We start from the raw sequence: 13,304 nt of genomic DNA, 5'->3' as shown, positions 1-13,304 counted from the left end.
CCTAGGGGGTAAATCGTGGTTGCGTTCACCAACTCTGACGCTGTCGCCGCTCGTCTGAACCGTACTTTTACGAGTGCGGAGGATGAGTGGGTCACCACACTGTTGGTGGACGCTTCCGCGTACCTTCGGTCGGTTATCGGGCAGGACGTTTACCCGACGACGACTTCGACGTTCACGGCATGGCCGGATGCTGGGCGGGTTGATCTGCCTCAGTATCCGGTCGTGTCCGTGGACGCGGTCGAACGTGATGCGGTGGCGGTTGATTACACGTACCGTCCCGGGTACTTGACGGTGGATTGTGATGACCCGGTGGATGTGACGTTCACGTGGGGTGTTGCTACGGCGCCGCCTGTGCTGGTGTCGTTCTCCGCTGTTCTCGTGTCGCAGGCGATCCTTGCGGTTGAGACGGGGACGGGGCTCACGTTTGGTGGGCTGTCGTCGGTTGCGCTCGATGATTTCCGGGCCGCGTTTGCGGACGGTGGCACCGGGTCGGGGATGGTGCTTCCGGAGCCGCAGCAGGCCCTCATCCGCCGCCAGTTCGGCCGTGGTGATGTGACGGTGGTGGAGACTCGGTGAGCATCCTCGGGCTGGGGCGGAACTTCGCCGAAGCGCGCATGACGGACACGGTCGTCATCACCCGCGAATCGGAGCCTGTCTTCGATGAGGAGACGGGCACTTACACGCCGTCGACGACCACGATCTATAACGGTCCGGCACGGCTGAAGCTCACCTCAACGGTCGTCGGGTCGGTGGACGCGCAGGGGCAGAACCTTGCAGCGCAGACGCCCCGCCTGGACCTTCCTGTCGCGACGTCGGGCGGTGTGCAAGTGAACGACTCGGTCGAGATCACGGCTTCTGTGAATGATCCGGCGAGTGTGGGGCTGCGGCTGAACATCGAGGGCGTGTTCTTCCAGACCGATGCGACCGCGCGACGTTTCCCGGTGGAGGTGCAGACGTGACGACCTTTGATTTCTCGGAGTTGTCGAAGCTGGCCGCGGATCTCGGTGAGGTGCCGGCGAAGACACACGCGAACGTCCGCAAGGCGCTTGAGGTTACGGCTCGCCACGTGAAGGACGACTGGCGTAAGCCCCTTCAGCAATCCGAGATGATCCCCCGCGGCGCGTCCACCGTTAGTTACGAGTTCACGGACAACCCAGAAGGCGTGGCGGTTGAGATCGGCCCCACATATCGCGGTAAGGGAAGTCACTGGGTCGGTGGTCTGGTCGGTTATCTCGAATACGGCACCCCTTCAGCGTCTCCCACCGGCTACGGTCACGCGGCGTTGCAGAAGAACGAGGCCGACTTCATCAAGGGCCTCGAGATCGCCGCGGGGGACATCCTGTGAGCGCCGCGGGTGACGCCGCAGTTCTCGCCCGGCTCCGCTCTGACTCGCAGCTCGCGAACGCGATCTATGAGGGCACGGTGACGAACCCTCCCGCCCGTTACGCGTCCGTGTTTGCACCGCTCGGTGCAGATACGTCGGATCGGCTGGGTGGCCCGTCGAACGTCAACGACACGACGTACACGATTCACAGTGTCGCGACGACGGTTGAGCAGGCGAAGTGGGTTGGGCGTCGTGTTGTCGGGCTGCTGACGGATTACGTCATCCCCGGTGTTGGCCGGCTCACACATCCCGTGTCTCTGCCGCCCCGGCTGGACAAGGAAGCGAATCCACCCCTGTGGTATCTCGTCGACCAGTTCGACCTGACCCACTCGTAAGAACTCCCTCCTTACTCCCTGGAGGGCAACCCAAGGAAGAACCCCGGTTGTCGGGGAGAAGAAAGGACTGAACATGGCTGATGTAGCTGACGTTGTTCCCGCCGCGATTGATGTCAAGGGAAACCTGGTCATCTGGTGGGTTGGTGGTGCGATGGCCTCCCTCACCGCACCCAGCAAGGTTTCGGTGTTCGACGCCGCAACCACGTTCCGGGTGACGCATTCGTTCACGCCGGGTGGTTTCGCTCTCGACGCCGACCAGGTGATTGACACGGACTCCCGTCTTGGTCTCACGGTCGACCTGGAAGCCCTCGGTATCCGTACTGACACGCTCGGCATGCTCGAGTACGTGGACGCCACTGAGGCTTCTTCGGCGGCTGTGGTGCTGAAGCCGGTTGGTTCGGCCACGTCGATCTCGGGTTATTTCGTGGTTCGCCGCAATGTGACCAACACGACGGTGGCGACGGCGGCGCAGAAGGTCTACACGATCCCGGTGACCCTGGGTACGCAGATCTTCCCCGTCACCCCGGATGGTAAGGCGCTCATCAAGCAGCGTGCGTCGATCACCGGCCCGATCGTTCACGGCGTTATCGCGGCGTGATCCATCTCCTGACCCTGGGGTTCTCACCGTGCCCCAGGGTCAGGTTCTACCCTCCACGGTGAAGTAAACGGTGAACAGAATGAACTTCAAGGAACAGTTGGCCGCGGCTCGTGCTGCACGGCCTACCAAGGATGTGGTTGTTGTCCTCGACGGCGCTGTGTCTGCTGAGCGGGAGCGGCTGGAGAAGGAACTTGCGGCCGTCGATCTGACCGACACTCGCATGGGTGTTGCGTCGCCGGCAGACGAGATCCAGTGCCAGCTTGACGAGCTCGAGGAACAGTCCGCCGATTCCCTCCTCACCATCCGTCTCACGCGCCTTCCCGGGCGGGACTGGTCGAACCTGACGTCGAAGTGCCCGGTGCGGCCCGACGTACCCATTGACCGTCACTACGGGTACAACTACGACGCCGCCTGTGAAGCCGCAGCCCGCTACCGTGACACGTCAAACGTGTCCTACGGCGCACGGCTGGAGGACGGCGAACCCGTCGACATCAGCGACGACGAGTGGGGAGACCTGTTCGACGTCCTGTCCGGTAGCGATATCGGCAAGATTCGTGACGCCGTGTGGTCGCTGAACGAGTACGAACCGCAGGAACGACTCAACGCACTGGTAAAAGGCTCCGGGGCAGCGTCGCGCTCCGTCAGCAAGTAGCTTTCGCCGCGCGCTCCGGGATCGCCCCACGGCGACTCTGGGGGTGGGAGCCACGAACGTTCTACGAGTACGACGACGACGGACGCATGATCTCATCAGCGGTCGAACCTGAGTGGGACGAAGACCAGCTTGACCTTGTCATCGCGGAACAGATGGTCCGCAACCTGACCGGACCTAACGGCGAGTGGATGCCCGAGGCGACGTCCGACGCGGCCGACCCGATGAAGTACTCCGGTATGCGTTACGTCGCTAATGGTCCGTTCACGAACTGGGCTGAGAAGGAACGCCTTGACGCGCTTGACGCGCACCGCAAGGCGATGGGTGAGGGCGCGAACCTGAACGGCGTGTACTTCACCGCCGACAAGTTCGAGTACTAGAACTCGTCTGCGTACTCGTCGCAATACGCGACGGATGCGGCGCCGGCGACACGACCCGCTTCGGCGGCTGTCATCCCGGTCTCTTTGGCGATGCGGATGAACTCGGTCAGCCCCGCCTCGAATCCCCGGTCCTCGAGGATGTCGCAGACCTGACGGCCCAGTTTCGTCAGGTCTGCGGCGCCGGCGTCGGCTAGCGCCGGCACCTCACGTGCCGCGGCCACGTATGCGTCATCGACGCTGGGCGCCGCACAGCCCGTAAGTAGCAGCACAGGTAACAACACGGCGAGGACGCGCTTCATGGCGCTGACTCTACAACTCAAGACCTATCTAGCGGAGGTGCATCTTGGCCGACCGCCAGACGAAGGTCACGCTCATTGCGGCCGTGAATGGCTACATCACGGACATGAAGCGGGCTCAGGACGCGACCGAGAAGGTTGGCGACGAGGCTGCTAAGGCTGCGGCGAAGCTTGAGAAGCAGCATCAGGCGATGACTGAGGTCGGCGCCGGTGTTGCTGCGATCGGTGCTGTTGCGGCGGTGGCGTTCGGTCTCGCTGTGGCGAAGTTCGCTGAGTTCGATCAGGCGATGTCGAACGTGCAGGCGGCGACGCAGGAGTCTGCCGAGAACATGAGCAAGCTCCGTGAGGCCGCGCTCGAGGCTGGCGCTTCGACAGTGTTCTCTGCCACTGAGGCGGCGAACGCGATCGAGGAACTGGGCAAGGCCGGTCTCACGACTGAGCAGATCCTCGGTGGTGGTTTGGCGGGTGCGCTGGACCTTGCTGCGGCGGGTCAGCTTGAGGTTGCTGAGGCTGCGGGTATCGCTGCGATCGCGTTGAAGCAGTTCAACCTTGAGGGTGAAGACATCCCTCATGTCGCGGATCTTCTGGCGGCTGGTGCGGGTAAGGCTGTCGGTGACGTTGAGGATCTGTCGGCCGCGCTCGGTCAGGTTGGTCTTGTCGCGAACGGCGCGGGCCAGTCCATCGAGGACACCACGGGCACGCTGGCGGCTTTCGCTGACGCAGGCCTTCTCGGGTCAGATGCAGGTACGTCGCTGAAGGCGGCGCTCATCGCGATTCAGGCGCCCACTGACAAGGCCCGCAAGATCATGGAGGAGTACAACCTCTCCTTCTATGACACCAACGGGCAGATGCTCGCGTTCGATGAGATCGCCGGCCAGTTGGACGAGAACCTTGGTTCGCTGACGGACGAGACCCGTAACGCTGCTCTTGCTCAGATTTTCGGCAACGACGCTCTGCGTGTTGCGAATGTCCTGTATGACGAGGGTGCTGACGGCATCCGGAAGTACATCGACCAGACGAACGATTCGGGGTATGCGGCGAAGGTTGCCGCTGACCGGTTGAACAACCTGACCGGTGACGTGGAGAAGCTGGGCGGCGCGATCGACACCGCCCTCATCAAGTCGGGGTCTGGTGTCAACGATCTTCTCCGTGGGGTCACGCAGGGTGCGACCGGGATTGTCGACGCGATCGGCAGCATCCCTGAGCCTGTTCTCGGTGTTGCCACCCAGATCACGGGGATTGTTGCCGCTGTTGGTCTTGTGGGTGGCGCGGCTCTGCTCGCGGTTCCGAAGATCGCACAGTTCAAGCTGGCCCTGTCGACCCTGAACATTTCGGGTGCGTCTGCTGCTCGGGGTATCGGTCTGGCGACTGGTGCGCTGGCTCTCGCCGGCACTGCGTTCGCGATTTGGGCGCAGAGGCAGGGCGAGGCGACCGCGACGGCGGCGGAGTTCGAGGAGTCCCTGGACAAGACGACTGGCGCTGTCACTGACTACACGCGGGAACTGGTTGCGAAGAAGCTTGCCGAGCAGGGCGCTTTCGACGGCGCCAAGAACGCCGGCATCTCCCAGAAAGAACTGACTGACGCGATTCTTGAGGGCGGCGACGCTGTCGAGGATCTGCGGCAGAAGCTCTACGACTACGCCAACGGGAACCCGTTTGACCCGTCGATCGCGAACTCCGTGAACACGGTCAACGCGCTGTCTGACGGGCTCGAGCGTGCCGACAAGAACCTTGAGGACCAGGCTGCTGCGGCGGATGTGTCGGCGGATAAGACCACGGATGCGGCGACTGCGTATAAGGATGCTGCGGACAAGGCTGAGGAGCTTCAGTCGAACCTGCGCGAGCTCATCGACACGATCAATGAGGCGAACGGGATCGGTCAGGACGCGGTCAGCACGAACGCCGCGTACCAGTCGGCGCTTGCGGGTATCAGCGATGAGGTGGACCGCCAGAAGGAAGCGTTCATCGACTTGCAGAAGAAGGCGTTCCTGGATGCTAACGGCACCCTGGAGGGTTTCGTTGGGACGCTGGACGGTTTCGTTCTGACGTTGGATCAGACGACTGAGGCCGGGTCGGCGAACGCGGCGATGCTCGCGGATGTGGCGAGTAAGGCGCAGGACGCCGCCCTGGCACAGTTCGAGGTTGACTCGGCCACCCTGGGTGCTGACGCGGCGACTGCCATCTACCTCGACACTCTCGCGAAGCAGCGACAAGCCTTCATCGACTCCGCCACAGAGGCCGGGTACAACGCGGAAGAGGTTCAGGCGCTTGCCGACTTGGTGTTCGCGTTGCCCGATGAGAAGGAAATGAAGGTAATCGCCGACACGGCGACGGCGGCTACAACGATCGACGACTTTATGACCCGTTACGGGACGCTCAAGGGTTCGATCGTGTACCGGGCGACTCGTGAGGGTGCGGCTGGTGACGGTACCGCGGGTGGGTTCGCGGATGGTGGAGAGATCCCCGGTCGTCCGTCACGTAAGGACAACGTGCTGATCCATGCGGCTACGGGTGAGTTCGTTGTCAACACGGAGGCGGCTCAGCGGAACAAGGCGCTGCTGCACTACATCAACAGTGGTGGGCGTATCCGTGGGTATGCGGACGGTGGTGAGGTTCAGCCTCAGTACGCCGCGCCGATGCCCCGGTGGGCGTCCGGTGGTGGCGGTGGTGGGGCGAGTGTCAACGTCACGCAGAACATTGCCCCGCCGCCGAATGTGGACCCGATTCTGATTGGGCGGGCTGCAGCTCACACCCTCGAGTTCGAGCTCCGGAGGAGTGCCTGATGGCGAACATTGAGGCGACGCTCGGTGGGTTGACGTTTGTTGGGCATGAGGGTCCGGCGACGTACACGATTGCGGCGGATGGGCTGAAGGGCTGGTTTGTGGGTGGCACGTCGATGCGACGTGAGTATGTTGACCGCCCCAACCAGCCCGGTCAGTTCGCCACTCCCGGGTACTTGTCTGGGCGGCTTGTGGAGATCACCGGGAAGGTTCTGGTGGATGACGACCCGGTGGCGTTCGAGGATGCGTTGGACGCGTTGGATGGGCTTCTGGCGGATGGGGGTTCGGACACCCTGACGGTGACGACTCCGAAGGGTGCGAAGACCGCTGTTGTCTCCCGGTATGGGGAACCGCAGTTGCGGATCGTTGTGTATGGGTCGGTTGCTGAGTATCAGATCCAGTTGTGGGCGCCTGATCCGGAGAAGGTGGTTGTTCCGTGACGTGGTCGTACTGGTTCTGTGACACGCTCACCGGGGAGAAGCAGCTTGAGGTTGAGCCGGCCGGGGGTTCGTGGTCGCGTCGGCTCAATGTCACCCAGTCGGGGTCTCATGTGTTCTCGTTGGGGGATCGTCTTCACACGCGGGCGACGTGGCGTGCGCTCACGGAGACGTGGAACCGGGTGCTGGTGCAGTGCTGGGATGACGTGCCCGTGTATGCGGGTGTTGTGACAGGTCGCCCGTATGACCGTGACACGCAGATGTTGACGGTGCAGCACACGGACATCCGGTCGTGGTTTTCTTACCGGTACCCGTTTGGTGTGGCGGGGTACTCGGATGTGTCTCTGGTTCCGGGGAATCTGACGATCACGAGTAAGTCGCTGGTGTCCGCGGTGGGTCTCGTACTTGACGCGGGTTTGAAGGGGCCGATCGGTTCCCCGTATGCCATCTACCCGTTGCCGATCGTGTTGCCGTCGCTGGTGGAGTCTGGGTCGTTCTCTGCGGTGTATGAGAACTACAACTTTCAGCGGGTGGCGGACATTCTTGATGACCTTCAGGGGTTGGATGGTGGGCCGGATGTGGAGTTTGTTCCGCAATGGTCTGGCACTGACACGCTCGAGTGGGTGACGCGAGCGGGTGCGTTGACTGGTGGCACGTTCAACTTTGATTTGACTGCTGCGGATTCGCCTGTGGCATCGTACAAGTCCCATGAGGACGGGTTGAAGCAGGTTACGGGTGTGTTCGGTATCGGCCAGGGTTACGGGTTGACGATGGCCGTGGGTGGTACGGCGAACGCGTTGCCTTATGTGATTCCAGCTCGGGATACGACGTATCCGGTGAAGATGGCGGCGACGCCTGGTGCTGCTGGCGATCTTGCGTTTGCGCGGGTCCAGAAGTACAAGTACGCGACTGTTCAACCGGAGATCACCGTGCTGGCGACGGAGGTTTCGCCTACGGATCTCGTGCTGGGTTCGACGATCACGGTTACCGATTCGGATGACCCGTTCCTACCTGATGGGCCTACGGATTTCCGGTTGATCGGGTTGGCGGGTGGGGTTGGCGACACTCTGACGCTCACTATCGAGGAGGAGTTTGTCTGATGGTTGCTATCGACAATCCGGGTAGTGAGATGTCCGACCTGATGCGTCGTGTCCGGTTTCTGGAGACGCAGTCGGGTGCGGATGGTGTCGGGTTTGGTGGTGGGGATAGTTCCCATGCGGGTGCTGGTCTCCGCTCCATTCAGCTTGGAACGAGCGGGTCCGCGACGGGGCAGGACAGTGTCGCGTTGGGGCCGTTCGCGCTCGCAACGGATGACTTTGCTACTGCGCTGGGTCCGTTCTGTGAGGCGTCGAATCAGAACTCTTTCGCGACGGGGATTGATGCTGTCGCGTCGGGCATTCGGGCGTTCGCTGCGGGTTTGAACGCTCTCGCATCGGGGGCACAATCAGCGGCGGTCGGCAGGAATACGATCGCCAGCCACGATCAGACGACGGCTCTTGGCGATCAGGCTGTTGCGTCTCATTCGCGTGGTACGGCGATTGGGACGGGTGCGCAGACGACGGCGGCGAATCAGATGATGTTGGGTACCGCGTCGGACACGGTTGTTGTGCCTGGGACGTTCTCGAACCCGTCCGCTCGGCATTTGAAGCGGAACATCATCCCCGCGCCGAGCCTGCGTGACATTTTCCCCGACCTCACCGAGTGGGAGTACATCGACGGTGACGGTCGTCGGCGGCTGGGTTATATCGCTGACGATCTGGTGGGGACTGATGCGGAACGTTTTGTGACGTTCGATGCGGAGGGGCGACCGGCAGGGATCGACTACCTGGGGTTGCTGGTCGTGCAGAACGCACAGTTGCAGGCACGGCTCACCGTGCTCGAGAACTTGATGAGGGGCTGACATGGTTGCGATCTATGACCCGGAAGATGAGAACGAGTGGATCGTCATCGTTCGGGGTGATAACTGGACGCAGTCTTTCAACGTCAAGGACGATGCGGGCGATCCGTTCGACCTGTCGGCGTGGAGCGACTGGACGGCTCAGTGGCGCTCGAGTTTCGATGACGAGGTGGCTTACGACCTTCAGGTGGTCTCGGGCGGAGTGACTGGCGTGCTGACTATTGCCGCACCCCCGGTGGACACGGTGTTCATGGGGAACGCGAACGGGTGGGTTGACATCCAGGCGGCGGACCCGGAGGTGCGGACTTTTGTTCAGGCGCGCACGCACTACCGCAAGGACGTGACCCGTGCCTGAGTCTGTCGAGGTTGTTATTCACGTCGATACGTCCGTGGATGTGCCGCTCGGCCAGCCTGGCACTCCGGGCGCACCGGGTGAGCCGGGCGATGATGGCGCGCAGGGGCCGGCTGGGACGATCACGGTTGGCACTGTGACCACAGGCGCGCCGGGTACTGATGTTGAGGTTGAGAACGTCGGTACGGCGTCTGCTGCGGTTCTGAACTTCACTATCCCGGAGGGTCAGCCCGGCGAGGATGGTGTGGGCGGTGGTGGCGCGTGGGGTTCGATCACGGGGACGCTCACCGACCAGACTGACCTGGCGACCGCTCTGGCCGGTAAGTCGGACACGGGGCACTCTCACGCCCAGTCTGACGTTACGGGGCTTACGGCGGCGCTGGACGCGAAGGCTGACGACACCGCCGTGACGACTGCACTGGCTGGGAAGTCCGACGTCGGGCACACGCACACAGCGTCGAATGTCACCGACTTCAACGCTGCCGCGGATGCACGTGTGGCGGCTGGAATCACGGAGAAGCTGGACATTATCGGGGGGTCCGCCGCAATCACCTATCTCGCAGCTCCGTTGCCGGGTTCGCCCCGTTCGGGGAATGTGACGGCTGGCACTGTGTCCACCACGGTCAGCGATGACGACCACTCCGCTTTCCCGGGCCTTGCGCTGTGTGGTGACGGTTCGCTGCTCGCCGTGTGGCGTCAGGGTCCGTCGCACACGCCATCCGTGGGCGACGGTGTGATTCGTGCGTCACGGTCGGTGGACTTCGGTGTGACGTGGGGCGCGTCTTATGTTGTCGCGTCTGACTCGCTCGACGTCCGCGACCCCACACTGACCGTACTCAGTGATGGCCGGATCGCGATGACGGTCTTCAAGCACGACGGCACCACCGCAGACGGAGTTTTCGTCGCCTTCTCAACCGACCAGGGTGAGACCTTCGGCGCGCTGAGTGCCGTCCCGTTCACGTTCACCGACTGGACCGCGTGCAGTGGTCCGATCGTTGAACTTGCGAACGGGAACCTGGTCGTGGCCGGTTATGGGCAGAACACGGGGGCCACCTTCCAGTCCGCTCGAGTGATGGTCTCAACAGACGGGGGCATGTCGTGGAGCGGTGAGGTCACGATTGGAAACGGCCCTACCGCGTCACGCCACTACCAGGAGCCGTACCTTGGTCTGACGCCTGCGGGTGGCCTGCTGGCCATGCTGCGTTCCGACACTGGGACGCTGACGATCTACAAGGTTGTCTCCACAGATGGTGGTGCGACGTGGACTGTGCCGGCATCGGTGATCGCCGCAACGGGTCGTCCCGCGTGGCTGACACTCCGTTCGGGCGGCATGGTGCTGTTCATGCGCCGCACCTCCGACCTCGCGCACGCGTTCATCACATCCTGGGATAACGGGGCGACGTGGACTGCGGCAAGCCAGCTTGGGGCAACGCCTCCGGGTGGCGGGCAGTCGACATACGTTCAGCCGGTGGAACTTGCTGCCGGTCTGGTTGCCGTTGTCCGTTCGACGGAGTCCGGGTCGACCGCCTCCACCGTCTCCTTCAGTTACCTGGGCGACGGTAAGGGTGTCACACCTCTGGGTGACGTGGTTCCTGTCGAGGCGCCTGCGAGCTCGAGCGGCTGGACGCAGATCAGCATCACGCCGAGCGAATTCATGGCGGTGACGGGTAGCCCCTCACTGGCGGGGCTGACGGGTGTCGGATACCCGCCGGTGTGGCTTTTCGACCCCCTTAGCACTGAGGGGATCATGGGACAGGCGCCGTTGCTGCCCTCAGACTGGACCACATTCGACATCGTCCTGGCGTGGGCTCCGACCACAACCAACACCGGCACAACCCGGTGGCAAGTTATTCCATCGAACCTGATCGTCGGACAGTTGCCGAGCTCCGGCGCTGCTGCCACGAATGTGACCACGGCCGCTGCGTCGGGAACGATCGGCATCTTGCAGGAGACGACCGCGTTGGCGGGGGTTTCGCGCCCGACCAACCCGCTCGTCATCCGGGTCTTCCGTGTTGGTGCTGACGGCGCCGACACAAACACCGGCGACATTGGTCTGGTTGCGGTCATCTTCCGCAAGGCGAGTTGATCGCTGTGTGTATCACTGGTTGATACGGTCCCTCTTGCACACTGTATCAATCAGTGACACAGTGAAGGGCATGACAATGACCACCACAACCACCCGGGTCTACCCGGTCGGCGCACTCCACCTCGACGACGACACCGAATGCACGTCACCCGACGTGTGCGGTCGCACCGTCTACTGGGTGGGCGGTGCCCCACTGCACGAGTTCCCTACACTGGGCGAGTGACAGTCAGGGGCACCGTTCCCGCGAAGCATCAGGCCGCGATTAGGCGTGCTGAGGCGGCTAAGGAACGTGCTGACCGGGCGTACCGGGATGCGATTACGGCAGCCGCGAACGACGATGCGTCGATCCGTGAGCTCGCCGCGTTCACCGGCCTGGCACCGAACACCATCCGTAAGATCATCGACGGCAAGTAACCCGCCGCCCCTTCAAGCCCCCGCATGTCGGGGGCTTTTCTGTTGCCCGGAGGTAGCCGATGCCGACCTACACCAACGGGTACATCCCAGAAAACCTGCTCGTCATCTTCAAACGCGGGTGGAGCAAGATCGACGGCGACTGGTACTGGGGACTCCCCGCAGCCACATACGCCCGACACCTCGCCCTCGTCGCACTCGCCCGCAAACGAAACCCGAACGTGTGGCTCACACCCACTGAAGGGTTCTCCTGCTACCGCCCGTACTGGGCGCAGGTCATCGCACAGAAGGTGTGGGGGATCGGTGCTGCCCGCCCCGGAACGTCCTCGCATGGCGGGTTCTGGGAAGGCCGGCAAACACTCGCGATCGACTACCACAACTGGGGTCAGGTCTACGGGTGGAACCAGGCGGCATGGTTCGCCGACGTCCGCGCGGTCGGACTCACCCCGGGAATGATTATGCGTTCCCGCGGCTACCCCGACGAACCGTGGCACGTGATCGACCTTGACCCGTGGGGGCCGGTGCCCGCGTTCAGCGGCGTCTTCACCCCGTTCGTGGGCGCCTCGCCCCAACCAATCATTGAGGAGGAGCCCGACGTGACTCTGTACATTCGCAACACGGCCCGCGGCGACTACGCCGTCTCGCCGGGTGTCGTGAAGCACATCGGCAACTCGAACGTGCTCAACATCCTCGCAGCTGCGAACCCCGCCGCCGTGAAGATCGTGCCCGTCACCGACCAGAACCTCGACGCTGTTCTCGGTGGCGTCGGTGGCATCACGCCGGCCGAGATCGCCGCGCTTCCCGCGGATGGACTCTGGGTGTCGGGCCAGCTCACGTCGAACCCGACGCTGGACTACGGGACGTCGCGGCCGACGCAAGAGGTTGTGCTCCGCTCGCACGACGCGAAGCTCGACGCGCTTCTCAGCCCTGAGCAGCTTGCGCGCGTGGAAGCGCAGCTCGCGGACGACTTCGGCGCGATCCCCGGCGCCGTCCGCGACGAGTTCAAGAAGCGGCCCCTCTCGTGACCGAAGACGCACCCCCCATGCGCCCACAGGACCAAACCAACTTCCTCCTCGGACAGTTGACCGGTCAGGTGGGTTCGTTGCAGTCGTCGGTGGAGTCGAACACAAGCACGCAAGCCGACCTCAACAACTCGTTTCGGGCAGGCATCGAGAAAGCCCAGTCGACCGCAGACCGCGCACTGTCGCAGACCGAGATGGTGGCCCAGCGCATCCCCTCACGAACCCCCTGGTACCAGATCGGTAGCGGCCTCGCAGGGTTCGCCGCGCTCGTCCTCGCAGCCATCGCCCTACTCCCCAACTTGCTTCGCTAGGAGAACCCATGTCTGACATCCCCAACGCGTCGAACCTCGGCGTGATCGTGAAGAACGCCCGGGCACGCGCCATCATCTACGGCACCTACGTGGTCGCCATCATCGTGGCCGGCGCCGCACAGGTCTGGTTCGCGTCGCTCGAGCTCGGACAGCCCGACATCCTCGTCGGCATCGTCGCGGTCCTCGCGTACCTCGGCGTCCCGGTCGGCACTCTCGCGGTCGCGAACACGAACAGCAGCGCCGGTTGATCCGGTACACGCCCTTCAAGGGCAACTCGATCACCCTGACGCTCAGATTCCTGTTCCGCTGGTTCTAAACACTCACGCCCCCGGGCCTGGCACTTCGGTGTCAGGTTCGGGGGCGTTT

At 63.2% G+C, this 13,304-nt stretch carries 19 protein-coding genes; 18 read left to right on the top strand and 1 reads right to left on the bottom strand.

Features of this window, described 5'->3' with window-relative positions:
* The first annotated feature begins 15 nt into the window (after positions 1 to 15).
* The 7 genes from ABG085_RS10355 (at position 16) to ABG085_RS10325 (ending at position 3,346) form a co-directional block, all read left to right on the top strand.
* Positions 16 to 576, top strand: coding sequence for a hypothetical protein (locus ABG085_RS10355; RefSeq protein WP_347975663.1), 561 nt, complete (start codon positions 16 to 18; stop codon positions 574 to 576).
* Entirely contained in the window at positions 573 to 959 is a 387-nt protein-coding gene (locus ABG085_RS10350) for a DUF6093 family protein (RefSeq protein WP_347975662.1), read from the top strand. Before ABG085_RS10355 ends, ABG085_RS10350 begins: the two co-directional genes overlap by 4 nt.
* Positions 956 to 1,345 (top strand): hypothetical protein, encoded by a 390-nt coding sequence (locus tag ABG085_RS10345; protein ID WP_347975661.1) that lies wholly within the window; start codon positions 956 to 958, stop codon positions 1,343 to 1,345. Before ABG085_RS10350 ends, ABG085_RS10345 begins: the two co-directional genes overlap by 4 nt.
* Entirely contained in the window at positions 1,342 to 1,719 is a 378-nt protein-coding gene (locus ABG085_RS10340) for a hypothetical protein (RefSeq protein WP_347975660.1), read from the top strand. The genes ABG085_RS10345 and ABG085_RS10340 overlap by 4 nt, the downstream gene beginning before the upstream one ends.
* 73 nt (positions 1,720 to 1,792) lie before the next feature.
* Entirely contained in the window at positions 1,793 to 2,317 is a 525-nt protein-coding gene (locus ABG085_RS10335) for a hypothetical protein (RefSeq protein WP_347975659.1), read from the top strand.
* Positions 2,318 to 2,396: 79 nt separating this feature from the next.
* Positions 2,397 to 2,969: a hypothetical protein gene (locus ABG085_RS10330; protein ID WP_347975658.1), complete on the top strand. Its 573-nt coding sequence runs from the start codon at positions 2,397 to 2,399 to the stop codon at positions 2,967 to 2,969.
* Positions 2,970 to 3,055: 86 nt separating this feature from the next.
* Complete coding sequence (locus tag ABG085_RS10325) at positions 3,056 to 3,346, top strand: hypothetical protein (protein ID WP_347975657.1); 291 nt, start codon at positions 3,056 to 3,058, stop codon at positions 3,344 to 3,346.
* Here the strand turns inward: ABG085_RS10325 and ABG085_RS10320 are convergent.
* Complete coding sequence (locus ABG085_RS10320) at positions 3,343 to 3,645, bottom strand: DUF732 domain-containing protein (RefSeq protein WP_347975656.1); 303 nt, start codon at positions 3,643 to 3,645, stop codon at positions 3,343 to 3,345. The two genes, ABG085_RS10325 and ABG085_RS10320, sit on opposite strands and share 4 nt — an antisense overlap.
* A 44-nt stretch (positions 3,646 to 3,689) precedes the next feature.
* Here ABG085_RS10320 and ABG085_RS10315 point away from each other — a divergent pair, with 44 nt between their 5' ends.
* The 11 genes from ABG085_RS10315 (at position 3,690) to ABG085_RS10265 (ending at position 13,186) form a co-directional block, all read left to right on the top strand.
* Positions 3,690 to 6,425, top strand: a complete 2,736-nt coding sequence (locus ABG085_RS10315; protein ID WP_347975655.1) for a phage tail tape measure protein — start codon at positions 3,690 to 3,692, stop codon at positions 6,423 to 6,425.
* Positions 6,425 to 6,862 (top strand): hypothetical protein, encoded by a 438-nt coding sequence (locus ABG085_RS10310; protein ID WP_347975654.1) that lies wholly within the window; start codon positions 6,425 to 6,427, stop codon positions 6,860 to 6,862. The genes ABG085_RS10315 and ABG085_RS10310 overlap by 1 nt, the downstream gene beginning before the upstream one ends.
* Positions 6,859 to 7,959 (top strand): hypothetical protein, encoded by a 1,101-nt coding sequence (locus ABG085_RS10305; RefSeq protein WP_347975653.1) that lies wholly within the window; start codon positions 6,859 to 6,861, stop codon positions 7,957 to 7,959. The genes ABG085_RS10310 and ABG085_RS10305 overlap by 4 nt, the downstream gene beginning before the upstream one ends.
* On the top strand, positions 7,959 to 8,759 hold the full coding sequence (locus ABG085_RS10300; RefSeq protein WP_347975652.1) for a hypothetical protein: 801 nt from the start codon (positions 7,959 to 7,961) through the stop codon (positions 8,757 to 8,759). The genes ABG085_RS10305 and ABG085_RS10300 overlap by 1 nt, the downstream gene beginning before the upstream one ends.
* A gap of 1 nt (position 8,760) precedes the next feature.
* A complete protein-coding gene (locus ABG085_RS10295; RefSeq protein WP_347975650.1) occupies positions 8,761 to 9,111 on the top strand; it encodes a hypothetical protein in 351 nt (116 codons plus the stop codon).
* Positions 9,104 to 11,194, top strand: coding sequence for an exo-alpha-sialidase (locus ABG085_RS10290; protein WP_347975649.1), 2,091 nt, complete (start codon positions 9,104 to 9,106; stop codon positions 11,192 to 11,194). The genes ABG085_RS10295 and ABG085_RS10290 overlap by 8 nt, the downstream gene beginning before the upstream one ends.
* Positions 11,195 to 11,270: 76 nt before the next feature.
* Positions 11,271 to 11,417, top strand: coding sequence for a hypothetical protein (locus ABG085_RS10285; RefSeq protein ID WP_347975648.1), 147 nt, complete (start codon positions 11,271 to 11,273; stop codon positions 11,415 to 11,417).
* The gene (locus tag ABG085_RS10280; protein ID WP_347975647.1) at positions 11,414 to 11,608 is read left to right on the top strand and encodes a hypothetical protein; all 195 of its coding nucleotides are present in this window, start codon (positions 11,414 to 11,416) and stop codon (positions 11,606 to 11,608) included. The genes ABG085_RS10285 and ABG085_RS10280 overlap by 4 nt, the downstream gene beginning before the upstream one ends.
* 59 nt (positions 11,609 to 11,667) lie before the next feature.
* Positions 11,668 to 12,630, top strand: coding sequence for a hypothetical protein (locus ABG085_RS10275; RefSeq protein ID WP_347975646.1), 963 nt, complete (start codon positions 11,668 to 11,670; stop codon positions 12,628 to 12,630).
* Positions 12,627 to 12,938, top strand: a complete 312-nt coding sequence (locus ABG085_RS10270) for a hypothetical protein (protein ID WP_347975645.1) — start codon at positions 12,627 to 12,629, stop codon at positions 12,936 to 12,938. The genes ABG085_RS10275 and ABG085_RS10270 overlap by 4 nt, the downstream gene beginning before the upstream one ends.
* An 8-nt stretch (positions 12,939 to 12,946) precedes the next feature.
* Positions 12,947 to 13,186 (top strand): hypothetical protein, encoded by a 240-nt coding sequence (locus tag ABG085_RS10265; protein WP_347975644.1) that lies wholly within the window; start codon positions 12,947 to 12,949, stop codon positions 13,184 to 13,186.
* Positions 13,187 to 13,304: the final 118 nt, after the last annotated feature.

It is taken from the genome of Microbacterium sp. ProA8, assembly GCF_039905635.1.
Taxonomy (GTDB): Bacteria; Actinomycetota; Actinomycetes; order Actinomycetales; family Microbacteriaceae; genus Microbacterium; species Microbacterium chionoecetis.
The sequence above is the reverse complement of the archived record's forward strand: the minus strand, read 5'-3'. Positions and strand labels throughout refer to the sequence as shown.